This is a genomic window from Inquilinus sp. YAF38 (assembly GCF_052113205.1).
Taxonomy (GTDB): Bacteria; Pseudomonadota; Alphaproteobacteria; order DSM-16000; family Inquilinaceae; genus Inquilinus.
In genome coordinates this window covers 1-15300 of record NZ_JBFRCU010000087.1, presented here as the reverse complement: position 1 = coordinate 15300, position 15300 = coordinate 1, and the positions used below count along the sequence as shown (strand labels likewise).

At 69.6% G+C, this 15300-nt stretch carries 12 protein-coding genes; 5 read left to right on the top strand and 7 right to left on the bottom strand.

The genetic code is table 11. The annotated features are described in order from the left end of the window. The first annotated feature begins 139 nt into the window (after nucleotides 1-139). The 5 genes from AB4Z01_RS28805 (at nucleotide 140) to AB4Z01_RS28785 (ending at nucleotide 5526) form a co-directional block, all read left to right on the top strand. Nucleotides 140-727, top strand: coding sequence for a TetR/AcrR family transcriptional regulator (locus tag AB4Z01_RS28805; RefSeq protein ID WP_441699510.1), 588 nt, complete (start codon nucleotides 140-142; stop codon nucleotides 725-727). Between the two features lie 197 nt (nucleotides 728-924). Then, entirely contained in the window at nucleotides 925-1950 is a 1026-nt protein-coding gene (locus AB4Z01_RS28800; protein WP_441699509.1) for a LacI family DNA-binding transcriptional regulator, read from the top strand. After that, nucleotides 1947-3488 (top strand): sugar ABC transporter ATP-binding protein, encoded by a 1542-nt coding sequence (locus AB4Z01_RS28795; RefSeq protein ID WP_441699507.1) that lies wholly within the window; start codon nucleotides 1947-1949, stop codon nucleotides 3486-3488. The genes AB4Z01_RS28800 and AB4Z01_RS28795 overlap by 4 nt, the downstream gene beginning before the upstream one ends. Further along, nucleotides 3485-4540, top strand: coding sequence for an ABC transporter permease (locus AB4Z01_RS28790; RefSeq protein WP_441699505.1), 1056 nt, complete (start codon nucleotides 3485-3487; stop codon nucleotides 4538-4540). Before AB4Z01_RS28795 ends, AB4Z01_RS28790 begins: the two co-directional genes overlap by 4 nt. Before the next feature lie 44 nt (nucleotides 4541-4584). Continuing rightward, nucleotides 4585-5526, top strand: a complete 942-nt coding sequence (locus AB4Z01_RS28785) for an ABC transporter substrate-binding protein (RefSeq protein WP_441699503.1) — start codon at nucleotides 4585-4587, stop codon at nucleotides 5524-5526. Nucleotides 5527-5671: 145 nt separating this feature from the next. Here AB4Z01_RS28785 and serA read toward each other — a convergent pair whose 3' ends face one another. The 7 genes from serA to AB4Z01_RS28750 all read right to left on the bottom strand — a co-directional run. After that, nucleotides 5672-7249 carry a phosphoglycerate dehydrogenase gene (serA, locus tag AB4Z01_RS28780; RefSeq protein ID WP_441699502.1) on the bottom strand — a complete coding sequence of 526 codons (1578 nt, stop codon included), beginning with the start codon at nucleotides 7247-7249 and terminating at the stop codon, nucleotides 5672-5674. A gap of 192 nt (nucleotides 7250-7441) precedes the next feature. Then, nucleotides 7442-8626, bottom strand: coding sequence for a phosphoserine transaminase (locus AB4Z01_RS28775; protein ID WP_441699501.1), 1185 nt, complete (start codon nucleotides 8624-8626; stop codon nucleotides 7442-7444). Nucleotides 8627-8821: 195 nt separating this feature from the next. Then, a complete protein-coding gene (glmM, locus tag AB4Z01_RS28770; protein WP_441699500.1) occupies nucleotides 8822-10180 on the bottom strand; it encodes a phosphoglucosamine mutase in 1359 nt (452 codons plus the stop codon). Next, on the bottom strand, nucleotides 10181-11368 hold the full coding sequence (gene folP, locus AB4Z01_RS28765) for a dihydropteroate synthase (RefSeq protein ID WP_441699498.1): 1188 nt from the start codon (nucleotides 11366-11368) through the stop codon (nucleotides 10181-10183). Nucleotides 11369-11389: 21 nt separating this feature from the next. Beyond that, entirely contained in the window at nucleotides 11390-13324 is a 1935-nt protein-coding gene (gene ftsH, locus AB4Z01_RS28760; RefSeq protein WP_441699497.1) for an ATP-dependent zinc metalloprotease FtsH, read from the bottom strand. 105 nt (nucleotides 13325-13429) lie between these two features. Next, nucleotides 13430-14764 (bottom strand): tRNA lysidine(34) synthetase TilS, encoded by a 1335-nt coding sequence (gene tilS, locus AB4Z01_RS28755; RefSeq protein WP_441699496.1) that lies wholly within the window; start codon nucleotides 14762-14764, stop codon nucleotides 13430-13432. A 3-nt stretch (nucleotides 14765-14767) separates the two neighbouring features. Then, a partial coding sequence (locus tag AB4Z01_RS28750) for a tetratricopeptide repeat protein (RefSeq protein ID WP_441699495.1) occupies nucleotides 14768-15300 on the bottom strand: 533 nt, incomplete at its 5' end.

Below are 15300 nucleotides of genomic sequence, written 5' to 3'. Positions count from 1 at the left end.
ATTTAGGAAACTTGACGGTTTCCAGCCAAAGATGGGAGATGAAGGCGAAATGCGCAACTGCGCGACCGAGGGGCCAGACATGCAGGAAACGCCGAAGCGATCACGGGGACGGCCGCAGCAGCGCAGCGACGAGGAGACCATGCGCCTGATCCTGGAGGCCGCGACCCGGATCTTCCTGGCGCAGGGCTTCGGCGGCACCAGCATGGAGGCGGTGGCCCAGGCGGCCGGCGTGTCGAAGAAGACGATCTACCGCTTCGTCGACACCAAGGAGCATCTGCTGGAGGCGGTGATCGATGCCCGGTCGGAGGCGCTGCGCTCGCCGATCGGACGCGATGCCGGCCCCGACCCGGCGGCGGCGAAGCAGGCGCTGCGCCAATTCCTGCAGGAGCTCGCGCGGCTGGTGCTGTCGGAGGAGACGGTGGCGCTGAACCGCTTGGTCTATGCCGAGTCGCTGCGCTTTCCGGAGATGGCCAGGGCCTTCTACCAGGCCGGCCCGGTGCGCAATGCCGAGGCCCTCGCGGCATGGCTGGAGACCCAGCGCCGGCATGGCGTGCTGCGCTTCGACGACGCCATGGGAACCGCCCGGATGCTGGTCTCGATGGCGATTGCCGAGCCGCTCCGCGCCGCCACCCTCGGCGTCGCTCAGCTGCCGACTGCGGTGGAGACCGAGCACCAGGTCGACGAGGCGGTGGAGATCTTTCTGCACGGGTGCCTGGTGCGTTCGTAACCCAACGCCGGACCAGCCTCGGGATTCCGTCATTGCGAGGAGGCGAAGCCGACGAAGCAATCAGGGGCCGGTGCGAGCGGCCCCTGGATTGCTTCACTGCGCTCGCAATGACGGCCTAGGATTTCCGGACCGCTGCTTGGTTTGATTTCCCTTCATCAAATTTTGATGATATCCCTTCAATTCAGGGAGGGGCTTCCGTGGCCAGGACGACGCTGCAAGACGTCGCGCGGGAAGCCGGCGTCAGCGTCGCGACCGTCGATCGCGTGCTGAACGGACGTGCCGGCATCCATGCGCGCATGATCGACCGCGTGAAAGCGGCGGTCGACAAGCTGCAATACGAGCCGGACCGGCTGGCCTCGCGCCTGTCGCGGGCGCGCGATTTCCGGTTTACCGCGATCCTGCCGGTCGGCAGCAACGACTTCATGCACACGCTGGAAGGCGAGTTCCGCACCCTCGCCCGCCGCTACGATTCCGAGCACGTGGCCATCGACGTCCTGCGGGTCGACGTGTTCGACGGCGAGGTTCTGGCCGAGGCGCTGGAAAGGCTGCCGGCCGGGTTGGACGGCGTCGCCGTGGTGGCGCTGGATCATCCGGCCGTGGTCGAGGCGCTGAACGCCCTGGCTGCCCGCGGCACCGCGGTGGTGACGCTGGTCTCCGACCTGCCAAGCGCCAGGCGGCACCACTATGTCGGGCTCGACAACCATGCCGCCGGCCGCAGCGCCGCCAGCCTGCTGGGCCGCTTCCTGGGGCCGCGCCACGGCAAGGTCGGGCTGATCGCCGGGTCGCTGCAGCTTCGCGACCATATCGAGCGGCAATTCGGCTTTGAGCAGGTGATCGCCCGCGAATTCCCGCAGCTGGAGGTGCTGCCGCTGCGCGAGGCGCGCGACGATCCCGGCCGGGTCGAGGCCGCCGCCCGCATCCTCCTGGACGAGAACCCCGACCTGGTCGGTCTGTACAATGTCGGCGGCGGCCAGCAGGGCGTGGTCGCGGCGCTGGAGGCGACCGGCCGCGCCCGCGACATCGTCTTCATCGGCCATGAGCTGACCGAGTTCACCCGCCGCCACCTGATCCGCGGCACCATCGACGCCGTCATCAACCAGGATGCGGGCCACATGGCGCGCAGCAGCATCCGGGTGCTGCTGGCGCTGCGCGAGGGCGTGCCGATCGTGCCGGACCAGGAGCGGATCCGGATCGACATCTTCATCCGGGACAACCTGCCATGACCGCCGCCTCCCCTGCTCCCGGCCCGGTGCTGTCCATCCAGAGCCTCGGCAAGACCTTCGGCACCGTCGCCGTGCTGCAGGAGATCGGCTTCGACCTGCTTCCGGGCGAGGTCCACGCCGTGATCGGGGAGAACGGCGCCGGCAAGTCGACGCTGATGAAGATCCTGGCCGGCCATCTGGCGCCGACCGCCGGCAGCATCAGCATGAACGGCGCGCCGATCCGCTTCGCCGGTCCGGTGGACGCCGAGCGGCACGGCATCGTGCTGGTGCATCAGGAGATCCTGCTGGCGCCGCATCTGACCGTGGCCGAGAACCTGTTCCTCGGACGCGAGCTGCGGCGCGGCTTGGCGGTCGACGACCGCGCCATGAACGCCCGGGCGGCCGAGGCGGTGCGGTCGCTGGGGGCGGAGATCGACCCGGCGGTCGTGGTCGCCCAGCTGTCGATCGCCCAGCGCCAGCTGGTGCAGATCGCCCGGGCGCTGCTGGTGCCGCACAGCGTGGTGATCTTCGACGAGCCGACAGCATCGCTGACCTCGCACGAGACCGACGCCCTGCTCAAGGTCATCCACGACATCCGCGCCAAGGGCATCGGCGTGCTCTACGTCTCGCACCGGCTGCCGGAGGTGAAGGCGATCGCCGATCGGGTGACGGTGCTGCGCGACGGCCGGCTGGTCGGCACCCGGCCCGCCGCGGAGCTGCAGCCGCTCGACATGGCACGGATGATGGTCGGCCGCGACATGGCCAATCTCTACCCACCACGCACCGACGCCCCGTCCGGCGACCCGGTGCTGGAGGTCGGGGGCATGACCGTGCCGCGCTACGCCGAGGACGTGTCCTTCACCCTGCGGCGCGGCGAGATCCTGGGCTTCGCCGGGCTGGTTGGCGCCGGCCGCACCGAGCTGCTGGAGGGCATCCTGGGGCTGCGCACCGCCCATGGCGAGGTCCGGCGGAACGCCAAGCCGGCGCGCTTCGCCACGGTGCGCGACAGCATGGCGGCCGGCATCGTCTATCTCAGCGAGGACCGCAAGGGCAAAGGCCTGCTGCTGGCCCAGGATTTGCGCATCAACCTGACCCTGGCGGCGCTGAAGCGCTTCACCCGCGGGCCGGTGATCGACACGGCGAAGGAGTGGCAGGAGCTGGACCGCGCCATCACCGCCTTCGACGTCCGCACGCGCCGCAAGGACCTGCTGGCCGGGCAGCTGTCCGGCGGCAACCAGCAGAAGCTGCTGCTGGGCAAGATGATGCTGCTGGAGCCGGAGATCGTGGTGATCGACGAGCCGACCCGCGGCATCGACATCGGCACCAAGCAGCAGATCTACCGCTTCGTCGCCGAGCTGGCGGCACAGGGCAAGTCGGTGATCGTCATCTCCTCGGAGATGCAGGAGCTGATCGGCCTGTGCCACCGCATCCTGGTGATGCGGTCCGGCCGCATCGTCGGCGAGGTCACCGGCGAGGCGATGACCGAGGACGAGATCGTGACCTACGCCACCGGCGTGAAAACCATGGCACCGGCGGAAGCGCCGGTGGAACAGGCATGAGCACCAGCACAAGCACCACCGCTGCACCCGCCGGACGGGCCTTCCGCTTCGACCTGCGGACCGCGGCGCCGTTCGCCGCCCTGGCCGTGCTGATCGTCGCCGGGACACTGCTGAGCGCGGAGTTCAGCACCGCCGAGAGCTGGCTCGATGCCATTCTGAACGCGAGGTTCCTCAGCGCCGACAACCTGCTGAACGTGACCACGCGTAGCGCCTTCATCGCCATCATCGCGGTGGGCGCCACCTTCGTCATCACCGCGGGCGGGCTCGACCTGTCGGTCGGGTCGATGGCTGGCTTCGTCGCCGGGGCCATGATCCTGCTGATGAATGCGGCGCCGATCGGCGACGGTATCGGCCTGATTGCCCTGGCCGGGGCCGCGGCGATCCTGCTCGGCGGGCTCTGCGGCCTCGGCAACGGGCTCGTCACCACGGTCGGGCGGATCGAGCCCTTCATCGTCACGCTCGGCACCATGGGCATCTTCCGCGGCCTGCTGATCTGGCTGGCCGAGGGCGGCTCGATCGCGATGAAGGCGCCGGACCTGCGGGCGCTGTACCGGCCGGTCTATTTCGGCACCGTCTTCGGCGTGCCGGTGCCGATCCTGGTGATCCTGGCGGTCGGCGCGCTCGGCGCCTTCGTGCTGTACCGCACGCCGTTCGGCCGCCATGTCCGCGCCGTCGGGTCGAACGAGGATGTCGCCCGCTATTCCGGCATCTCGGTCGACAGGGTCCGCACCCTGACCTATGTGATCCAGGGCGTCTGCGTCGCCGTCGCCGTGCTGGTCTATGTGCCGCGGCTGGGCTCGGCCACCACGACCACTGGCCTGTTGTGGGAATTGCAGGCGATCACCGCCGTGGTCGTCGGTGGCACCGCGCTGCGCGGCGGCATCGGCCGGATCTGGGGCACCATCTGCGGCGCCCTGATCCTGGAGGTCGTCGGCAACATCATGGCCCTGTCCAACCTGGTCAGCGAGTACCTGATCGGCGCGGTGCAGGGCGCCATCATCATCATCGCCATGCTGGTGCAGCGGTCGCTGCTGCGCCGGCCGGGCAATTAGGGCCGCCCGTTCGTAACAGGCTCGATTTGTGTGGGAGGAATTTGATGCGTTTCAAGATGATCGGCCTCGCGGCCGTGGCCCTGATGGCGGCCTTCGGCGTCGCCCAGGCGCAGGAGAGCAAGACCATCGCCGTGTCGATCCCGGCCGCCGACCATGGCTGGACCGGCGGCGTCGTCTATCACGCGCAGGAAGAGGCGAAGGCGCTGGAGGCCCGCTATCCGGGGCTGAAGGTGATCGTCAAGACCTCGCCGGACGGCGCCTCCCAGGCCAATGCGCTGGAGGATCTGACCACCCAGGGCATCGACGCGCTGGTGGCCCTGCCGCACAACTCCGACGAGCTGACCGACCCGATCCGCCAGGTGAAGTCGAAGGGCGTCTTCATCACCGTGGTCGACCKGGCGCTGAGCGACCAGTCGATCCAGGACCTCTATGTCGCCGGCAACAACCCGGAGCTGGGCCGCGTCGCCGGCAAGTACATCAAGGACACGCTGGGCACCGGCGACGTCGTGGTCATCCGCGGCCTGCCGATCGTGATCGACGAGGAGCGGATCAAGGGCTTCGACGAGGCGATCGCCGGCAGCGGCATCAAGGTGCTGGACAAGCAGTTCGGCAACTGGAGCCGCGACGATGCCTTCAAGGTGATGCAGGACTACTTGGCCAAGTTCCCGAAGATCGACGCGGTGTGGTGTCAGGACGACGACATGGCCGTGGGCGTGCTGGAGGCGATCCAGCAGGCCAACCGCACCGACATCAAGTTCGTGGTCGGCGGCGCCGGCATGAAGGACATGGTCAAGAAGGTGATGGACGGCGACAAGATGATCCCGGTCGACGTGCTGTACCCGCCGGCCATGGTCGCGGTGGCGATGGACCTGACCGCCGCCAATCTCTACGGCCACCTGCCGGTCCGCGGCCGCTACATCCTGGACGCCACGCTGGTGACCAAGGACAACGCCAAGGAGTTCTACTACCCGGACTCGCCGTTCTGAGGTTTGGCCGTCAAGAGACGACCCCGGCCTGGGGCCGGGGTTTTGCTTTCGATCGTAGGTTGGGTTCGCGCATGCGAACCCAACACCTTTCCGGTCGCACGATGTTGGGTTCGCTATCGCGAACCCAACCTACGCGAACGAGACTTCAGAAGTTCAGCGCCTTGGCCTGGACCACGCTGGGCAGGGCCATGACGGCCTTGACGATCTCCTCGGCCACCGGGCTGTCGACCGAGACCAGGGCCAGGGCGCTGCCGCCCTCCGGCCGCCGGCCGAGGTTGAAGTTGGCGATGTTGATGCCGGCATCGCCCAGCACCGTGCCCAGGCGGCCGATGAAGCCCGGCTTGTCCTCGTTGCGCACGAACAGCATGTTGCGCGCCACCTCGGCTTCCAGCGAGATGCCCTCGAGCTCGACGATCCGCGGCTTGGTGCCGGCGAACAGCGAGCCGGCGATGCTGCGGGTCTGGCGCTCGGTCGTCACCGTCAGCCGCACCAGCGTGTGGTAGTCCTCGCAGGTCTCGCGCTTGGTCTCGCTGACGTCGATGTCGTATTCGCGCGCCACCACCGGCGCCGACACCATGTTGACGCTGTCCAGCAGCGGCCGCAGCAGCCCGGCCAGGATGACGCTGGTGATCGGCCGGGTGTTGAGCTGGGCGACATCGCCCTCATAGGTGATGTTGACCGCCTTCAGCCGGGTCTCGGTGATCTGGCCGGCGAAGCTGCCGAGCTGCTCGACCAGCGCCAGATATGGCTTCAGCTTCGGCGCCTCCTCCGCCGTCACCGACGGCATGTTCAGCGCGTTGGTCACGGCGCCGGACAGCAGGAAGTCCGAGATCTGCTCGGCCACCTGCAGCGCCACATTCTCCTGCGCCTCGCTGGTGGCGGCGCCGAGATGCGGGGTGCAGACCACGTTCGGCAGGCCGAAGAAGGCGCTTTCCTTCGCCGGCTCGACCGCGAACACGTCCAGCGCGGCGCCGGCGACATGGCCGGATTTCAGCGCCGCCAGCAGGTCGTCCTCGACGATCAGCCCGCCGCGGGCGCAGTTGATGATGCGCACGCCCGGCTTCATCTTCGCGATCGCCGCCGCGTCGATGATGTTGCGGGTCTGGTCGGTCAGCGGCGTGTGCAGGGTCAGGAAATCGGCGCGCTGGAACAGCCCGTCCAGCTCGACCTTCTCCACCCCCAGGTCCAGCGCCCGCTCCGGCGACAGGAACGGGTCGTAGGCGATGACCTTCATCTTCAGGCCGATGCCACGGTCGGCGACGATCGAGCCGATGTTGCCGCAGCCGATCAGCCCCAGCGTCTTGCCGTACAGCTCGACGCCCATGAAGCGGGACTTCTCCCACTTGCCGGCATGGGTCGAGGCGTTGGCGTCCGGCAGCTGCCGGGCCAGCGCGAACATCATGGCGATGGCATGCTCGGCGGTGGTGATGGAGTTGCCGAAGGGCGTGTTCATCACCACCACGCCGCGCTGGGTGGCGGCCGGCACGTCGACATTGTCGACGCCGATGCCGGCGCGGCCGACGACCTTGAGGTTGGTCGCGGCGGCCAGCACGTCCTTGGTCACCTTGGTGGCCGAGCGGATGGCGAGGCCGTCATACTGGCCGATGATCGCCTTCAGCTCTTCGGGCTTCAGGTCGGTCTTGACGTCGACCTCGACGCCGCGGTCACGGAAGATGGCGACGGCGGCCGGGGATAGGGCGTCGGAAATGAGAACCTTGGGCATCGGTGTGCTCCATGAATTCGGCCGTCATTCCCGCGAAAGCATTCTCGGCAGAACCCTGAATTCGTCATCCCCGCGAAAGCGGGGATCTCGTCGCGACTTTGCGGGAAGAGATTCCCGCTTTCGCGGGAATGACGACAAGGATGGACCGGAGAGATTCGCGGGAATGACGGGCTTATTGAGAAGAACGAGGGGTCAGGCGGCCAGCTTCAGCTCGGCCCGGGCGCGGTCGAACGCCCAGTCCAGCCAGGGCAGCAGCGCCTCGAGATCGGCGGTGTCGATCGTGGCGCCGCCCCAGATGCGCAGGCCGGGGGGCGCGTCGCGATAGCCGTTGATGTCGAAGGCGACGCCTTCCTTTTCCAGCAGCGAAGCGATCTTCTTCGGCACCGCCGCCTGCGCCTCGTCGTCCAGCGCCGTGACCGCCGGGGCGACGATCTTCAGGCAGATCGAGGTGCAGGAGCGGATCGCCGGATCCACCGCCAGGAAATCGACCCAGGGGGTGCGCGCGACCCAGCCGGCGACGGCGGCGAGATTATTCTCCGACCGCTCGATCAGCTTATCGAGGCCGCCGACGTCCTCGGCCCAGGCGAGGCCATCGATCGCGTCCTCGACGCACAGCATCGACGGGGTGTTGATGGTCTCGCCCTTGAACGGGCCTTCGGCCAGCTTGCCCTTGGAGGTCAGGCGGAACACCTTCGGCAGCGGCCAGGCCGGGGTATAGCTCTCCAGCCGCTCCACCGCGCGCGGCGACAGGGCCAGCATGCCGTGCGCCCCCTCCCCGCCCAGCACCTTCTGCCAGGACCAGGTGACGACGTCGAGCTTGTCCCAGGGCAGATCCATGGCGAAGGCAGCCGAGGTGGCGTCGCAGATCACCAGGCCCTGGCGGCCGGCCGGAATGGCGTCGCCATTGGCGAGGCGCACGCCGGAGGTGGTGCCGTTCCAGGTCAGCACCACGTCGCGGCCGAAATCGACCTGCGTCAGGTCCGGCAGCTCGCCGTAGGGCGCGGTGAAGGTGCGGACATCCGGCAGCTTGAGCTGCTTGACGACATCGGTGACCCAGCCTTCGCCGAAGCTTTCCCAGGCCAGGAGGTCGACGCCGCGGGCGCCGAGCAGGGTCCACAGCGCCATCTCGACGGCGCCGGTGTCCGACCCCGGCACGATGGCCAGGCGCCAGCCGGCGGGCATGCGCAGCACGCGCTTCGACCGCTCGATCACGTCGGCCAGCTTGGCCTTGCCGATGCCGGCGCGATGCGACCGGCCGAGGGCGGCATTCTGCAGCGCCTCAAGCGACCAGCCGGGACGCTTGGCACAGGGACCGGAGGAGAAATTGGGGTTGCGCGGACGGAGTCCAGGCGTGGGGGCGAGCGCGCTCGCAGTCATCGTCTATCCTTCCAGATAGCAGCGTCCCGGTGGGGGGACGTGGCCCGCCGCGGAGGATAGAGATCGCCCCGGTTCCGTCAATCGGTATTTGCAGGAGTGCCGGATCGTAGGTTGGGTTCGCGCTTGCGAACCCAACGATAGCTCAGGCGGCACGATGTTGGGTTCGCCGAGCGAACCCAACCTACGCACCGAAAATCAGGCCGCGGCGGTCTCGATCGTGGCGCAGATCTCGCCGACCAGGCTCTCGATCAGGACCGCATCCTCGCCCTCGGCCATCACCCGGATCACCGGCTCGGTGCCGGATTTGCGGATCAGCAGTCGGCCATCCTTGCCGAGCCTGGCCTCGGCCGCGGCGATCGCCTGCTGCACCAGCGCCTGCTCCAGGGGCGACGGCGCACCCGGCACCGGGGTGAAGCGGACGCTGCGCAGCCGCTGCGGCATCGGCTCGAACACACGGAACACCTCGCTGGACGGCCGGCCGGACTGCTGGATCACCGCCAGCACCTGCAGCGCCGCGATCAGCCCGTCGCCGGTGGTGGCGTGGTCGCTCATGACGATATGGCCGGACTGCTCGCCGCCGAGATTGAGCCCGCGCTCTCGCATGATCTCGACCACATAGCGGTCGCCCACGGCCGTCCGGATCAGGCTGATGCCGAGCCCGTCCAGGAACCGCTCCATGCCCAGATTGGACATCACGGTGGCCGCCACCGCCGGCTGGGCCAGGCGGCCGCCGGAGAACCAGTCGCGCGCGATCATCGCCATCAGCTGGTCGCCGTCGATCTGGCGGCCGGTCTCGTCGGCCATGATCAGCCGATCGGCGTCGCCGTCCAGCGACAGGCCCAGATGGGCGCCATGGACCACCACCGCCTGCTGCATCGCGTCGGTCGCAGTGGCGCCGCAGCCCTTGTTGATGTTCAGGCCGTCCGGCGCCACGCCGATGGTGATCACCTCGGCCCCCAGCTCCCACAGCACCGCGGGGGCGACCTTGTAGGCGGCGCCGTTGGCGCAGTCGACCACCACCTTGAGGCCGTCGAGCCGCAGCCCCTTGGGGAAGGTGTTCTTGGCGTATTCGATGTAGCGGCCGGAGGCGTCGTCCAGCCGCCGGGCGCGGCCGAGCCGGGCGGGAGCGGCCAGCTGGTCGTCGGCCGGCTGGGCGATGCGGTCCTCGATCGCCTTCTCGACCTCGTCCGACAGCTTGTAGCCGTCCGGCCCGAACAGCTTGATGCCATTGTCCTCGAACGGGTTGTGCGAGGCCGAGATCATCACCCCGAGATCGGCGCGCAGCGACCGGGTCAGCATGGCGATCGCCGGGGTCGGGATCGGGCCGACCAGGGTGACGTCCATGCCGGCGCCGATGAAGCCTGCGGTCAGCGCCGGCTCCAGCAGGTAGCCGGACAGGCGCGTGTCCTTGCCGATCACCACCAGGTGGCGATGGTCGCCGCGGCGGAACTGCGCCGCCGCCGCCGTCGCCACCTTCAGCGCGGTCTCGGCCGTCATCGGCTCGACATTCGCGCGACCGCGGATGCCGTCGGTCCCGAACAGCTTGCGCGTCATCTAATCCCCTGCCTCCAGCTCGGTCCCCGCCTGAAGCGCCGACCACACGGCCAGCGCCTGCCGTGTCTCGGCGACGTCATGCACCCGTAAGATTTGCACCCCCTGGGCGATTCCGTACAGCCCTGCCGCGATCGACCCCGGCACCCGCCCCTTCGGATCCGTGGTGCCGGACAGGGTGCCGATGAAGCGCTTGCGCGACACGCCGAGCAGCACGGCGCAGCCCAGCCCGTGCAGCAGCGACAGGCCGCGCAGCAGCGGCAGGTTGTGGCTCACCGACTTCTTGCCGAAGCCGATGCCGGGGTCGACGGCGATGCGGCCCGGCGGGATGCCGGCGGCGGCGCAGGCCGCCACCCGCTGCTCCAGCCAGTCGAACACGTCGAGCAGCACGTCGTCATAGACGGGGTTCTCCTGCATCGTCCGCGGCTCGCCCTGGATGTGCATCAACACCACCGGGCAGTCGGCGCGGGCGACGACGCCGAGGCTGCCGGGATCGCCGGTCAGGCCGGTGACATCGTTGACGATGCGGGCGCCGGCGGCCAGCGCCGCCTGCATCACCACGGCGTGGCGGGTGTCGACCGACACGGTCAGGCCGCGGCCGGCCAGATCGCGGATCACCGGGTCGATCCGCGCGATCTCTTCCTCCGCCGACACCGAGGCGGAGCCGGGCCGGGTCGATTCGCCGCCGATGTCGAGGATCTCCGCCCCCGCCTCGGCCAGGGCCACCCCTTGCGCAATCGCGCGCTCGGCATCGGCGAAGTCGCCGCCATCGGAGAAGCTGTCGGGAGTGACGTTGACGATGCCCATCAGCCGTGGCCGGTCGAGGCCGAGGCCGGCGAAGGCCGGTCGAGGCCGGCTGAGCCGGTCGAGCCGGTCGTCGACTGCGGCTGCGAGACCGTGGCGTTCGGCCCAGAGATGCAGGGCCGCGAGATCGGCGACAGCCCGGACGCAATCCGAGCCGACCCCATCCCTGGACTCTGTTCCCTCTGCCCCTCTGAGGATCAACTCGACCCGGTCAAAGGACAGYGGCCCGCCGGCCAGGGGTAGCGCTCCGGATGCGGCGTCGGTCAGCCCGAGCGGGCGCAGATACAGACGCACCCCGGGGCCGCCAGCCCAGGGCGCGACATCGTCGGAGAGGGAAACAGCACGGGCCGCGTCGAAACGCGGCCCGTGGGTCTTGTCAGTCGTCACCCGGTCAGATTCCCCGCCCGACTACGTACCGGGCTGCGGCTCCGGATCGATGCCCTTGGCGCCGCCCGAGGGCACCGAGGTGCGCTTGCCGCTGGTCGGGCGCTTCGGCGGCGGCGGGTCGTCGTTCGGCTCCGGCCGCACGATCGCCTCGCCGCGCAGGATCAGGCCGCGCACCTCGTCGCCGGTCAGCGTCTCGAATTCGAGCAGCGCGTTGGCCAGCAGATGCAGCTGATCGATGTGCTCGGTCAGGATGTTGCGGGCCGTGCTCTCGGCCTCCTCGATCAGGCGACGCATCTCCTCGTCGATGATCTTGGCGGTCTCTTCCGAGATGTTCTGGGTCTGCGTCACCGAATGGCCCAGGAACACCTCCTGGCCGTTCGAGCTGTAGCGCAGCCGGCCCAGCTTCGGCGACATGCCCCACTCGGTCACCATGGCGCGGGCCAGGTTGGTCGCCGCCTGGATGTCGCTCGAGGCGCCGCTGGTCACCCGCTCCGGCCCGAAGATCAGCTCTTCCGCCAGGCGGCCGCCAAAGGTCATGGCCAACCGCGATTCCATCTGGATCTTGGCCCAGCTGATGCGGTCGTTCTCCGGCAGGCTGACCACCATGCCGAGGGCCCGGCCGCGCGGGATGATCGTCGCCTTGTGGATCGGATCATGCTCCGGCACGTACAGCCCGACGAGGGCGTGGCCGGCCTCGTGATAGGCGGTGGTCTTCTTCTCGGCATCGGTCATGACCATGGAGCGGCGCTCGGCGCCCATCATGACCTTGTCCTTGGCTTCCTCGAACTCGGCATGGGCGACCACGCGCTTGCCGCGCCGGGCGGCCAGCAGCGCTGCCTCGTTGACCAGATTGGCCAGGTCGGCGCCCGAGAAGCCGGGGGTGCCGCGGGCGATCACGCGCGGGTCGACATCCGGCGCCAGCGGCACCTTGCGCATATGGACCTTGAGGATCTTCTCGCGGCCCATGATGTCCGGGTTCGGCACCACCACCTGGCGGTCGAAGCGGCCGGGGCGCAGCAGCGCCGGGTCCAGCACGTCCGGGCGGTTGGTGGCGGCGATCAGGATCACGCCCTCATTCGCCTCGAAGCCGTCCATCTCGACCAGCAGCTGGTTCAGCGTCTGCTCGCGCTCGTCRTKRCCGCCGCCMAGRCCGGCGCCGCGMTGRCGGCCKACCGCRTCRATCTCRTCGATGAARATRATGCATGGRGCGYTCTTCTTSSCMTKCTCGAACATGTCSCGSACGCGSGAGGCGCCGACGCCGACGAACATCTCGACGAAGTCMGARCCSGARATGSTGAAGAACGGCACGTTGGCCTCACCCGCGACCGCGCGGGCGGTCAGGGTCTTACCCGTGCCCGGAGGGCCGACCAGCAGCACGCCCTTGGGGATCTTGCCGCCCAGGCGCTGGAATTTCTGCGGGTCCTTCAGGAACTCGACGATCTCCTCGAGCTCCTGCTTGGCCTCGTCGATGCCGGCGACGTCGTCGAAGGTGACGCGGCCCGTGCGCTCGGTCAGCAGCCGGGCGCGGCTCTTGCCGAAGCCCATGGCCTTGCCGCCGCCGGACTGCATCTGGCGCATGAAGAAGATCCACACGCCGATCAGCAGCAGCATCGGCAGCCACGACATCAGCGTCGTCAGCAGCAGGTTCGGGCCCTCGGGCGCCGCGGCCTGCACCTTCACGCCGGCCTGGGTCATCTTGTTGATGATGTCGGTGCCGTCCGGGACGTAGGTCTGGAACGACCCGCCGCCGCCGTTCTGGTTGTAATGGCCGGTGACGGTCTGGCCCTGGACCTTGGCGTCGAGAACCTGGCCCTTCTCGACCGCGGTCACCAGGTCGCTATAGGCCAGCTCACCCTGCGGGCTGCGGCCGCCGGAGCTCTGAAACAGGTTGAACAGCGCCAGGAGCAGCAGGCCGATGATGATCCAGAGCGCGAAGTTCTTGCCGAAATTGTTCACGGACGGTCGCCTCATGTCCCGCGCATACCGCTTGCGCGGCGTCACGGCGTCGTGGGTCCCCGGAATGCCTCCGGAGGCTCGTTACTAGATAATATAGCGCCGCGTCTAAACAACCGGGAATCCATTCGGCAGCAGCGACCAAAGCGGCTCGAACCGTAGAAACAGGCCGTTTCCGGTCGTATCGGCCAGGCTCGGACGCCGTAACACGTGGCCATTCCGCCACAGCGCCGGCAACACCGCGGCAGCATCGAAGGGCAGATCGTCGGGACGGCCCTGCCCCACCGCGGCGTCACCCCAGGCCGCGATCCGGTCTTCCGGGGCGATATCGGCGGGCGTTTCGATGCGGAAGCGGCCGTCCCAGAGCAAGGATGCGCCGGGGGCTAAACCGACCATCTCCGGCAGGACGCGGCGCTCGCGGAACACCAGCAGCCGGTCGCCGGTGGGACGCAAACGGCAATGTCCCAGGGTGCGACCCAGCAGCGCACCGCCGCGCACCGCGTCCGCCAGCCGCTCCAGCGCATCGAAGCGAGCCTCGGTGCCGCCGCCGATGCAGGCGGTGACGGAGCCGAGCAGGCGGCGGGCGATTTCCGGCTCGGCTTGGCGCAGGGCCGGCAGGTCGATGGCGGCATAGCCGGCGGGGTCGAGCCGCACGGCACGGCGGCCGAGCTCGGCGGCGATCCGCTGCAGCGCATCGCGGGCCTGKCCGGCGCGGCGGGCCAGGGCGAACAGCCGGTCGTCGGTGAGCCCCTCCGCGGCCAGCACCTCGCGGGCGGCGCGCAGCCGGGCCCGGGCATAGCGGCTGCGGCGGTTGGACGGGTCGTCGACCGGGATCGCGCCGAATCCGGCACAGGTGGCGACCAGCCGGGCCTTCGGCAGGTCCAGCAGCGGCCGCAGCAGCCGGCCCCAGGGCGCCGGGCGCCAGGCGGCCATGCCCGCCAGCCCGTCGATGCCGCTGCCCTTGGCCAGGCGCAGCAGCACGGTCTCGGCCTGGTCCTCGCGCTGGTGGGCGACGGCCAGGTCGCAGATGCCCGCCTCGCGGCAGGCCTGGCCCAGCAGGTCGTAGCGGGCGCGGCGCGCCTGGTCCTGCGAGGCCCGGGCGGTGGCGTCGGTCCAGGTCAGGATGCGGTGGGGGATATCGTGCCGGGCCAGGGCAGCGCCGACAGCGCCGGCTTCGGCGGTCGAGTCCGGGCGCAGCCGGTGGTCGACGGTCAGGGCCAGGAGCTGGCCACCTCTCTGCCGGACCCAGCGTGCGGCGAGGAGGCTGAGCGCCATGCTGTCGGGGCCGCCGGAGACGGCGATAGCAAGGCGGAGGGGCCGGTCGAACGGGCCGAGGCGGTCGAGCCGCGCGGCGAATTCGTCATCCGAGACGGGCTCGGGCGCGACCGGGTCGGATGTGACCGGGTCGGGTGTGACCGGGTCGGGTGTGACCGGGTCGGGCATGCATCAGCAGCGCAGCAGCTGCTGCTGGTCCTTGGCGCGGCGTATCATCTGCGGCGGGGCGTCGGGATAATCCGCCACCAGCCGGGCGAAGGCGTCGCAGGCCGGGCGGTCCTGCCGGGCGGCCAGCAGCGACTGGGCCAGGCGCATCAGCGCATCCGGCGCCCGCGGACCGCGCGGATCCATCGACCAGGCGGTGTTGAAGGCGTTGGCCGCCTCGCCCGGGCGGCCCTGGGCCAGCAGGGACTCGCCGAGCCCATAGGCGGCGGCCGCATCGCCACCCGGGGCCGCGGCGAGGCCGTAGGATTGCGGCTCGGTCGAGGCGAAGCCCGGGACCGAAGTCCCGGGATCGGCCGCGCCCATGTCCTGAATCATGCCGCCCAGGCTGTCGCCCTGGCCGTCATAGGCCGGAGGCAGCGGTTCAGCGTCGGACCGCTTCGGCGGCATCAGCGGCGTCGGGGTGAAGGGCTGCGGCGTCCGCGGCGCGGCCGGGGCGGTCTGGGCCGGCGCCCGCTTGGCCGGGGCCGGGACCCGGGACC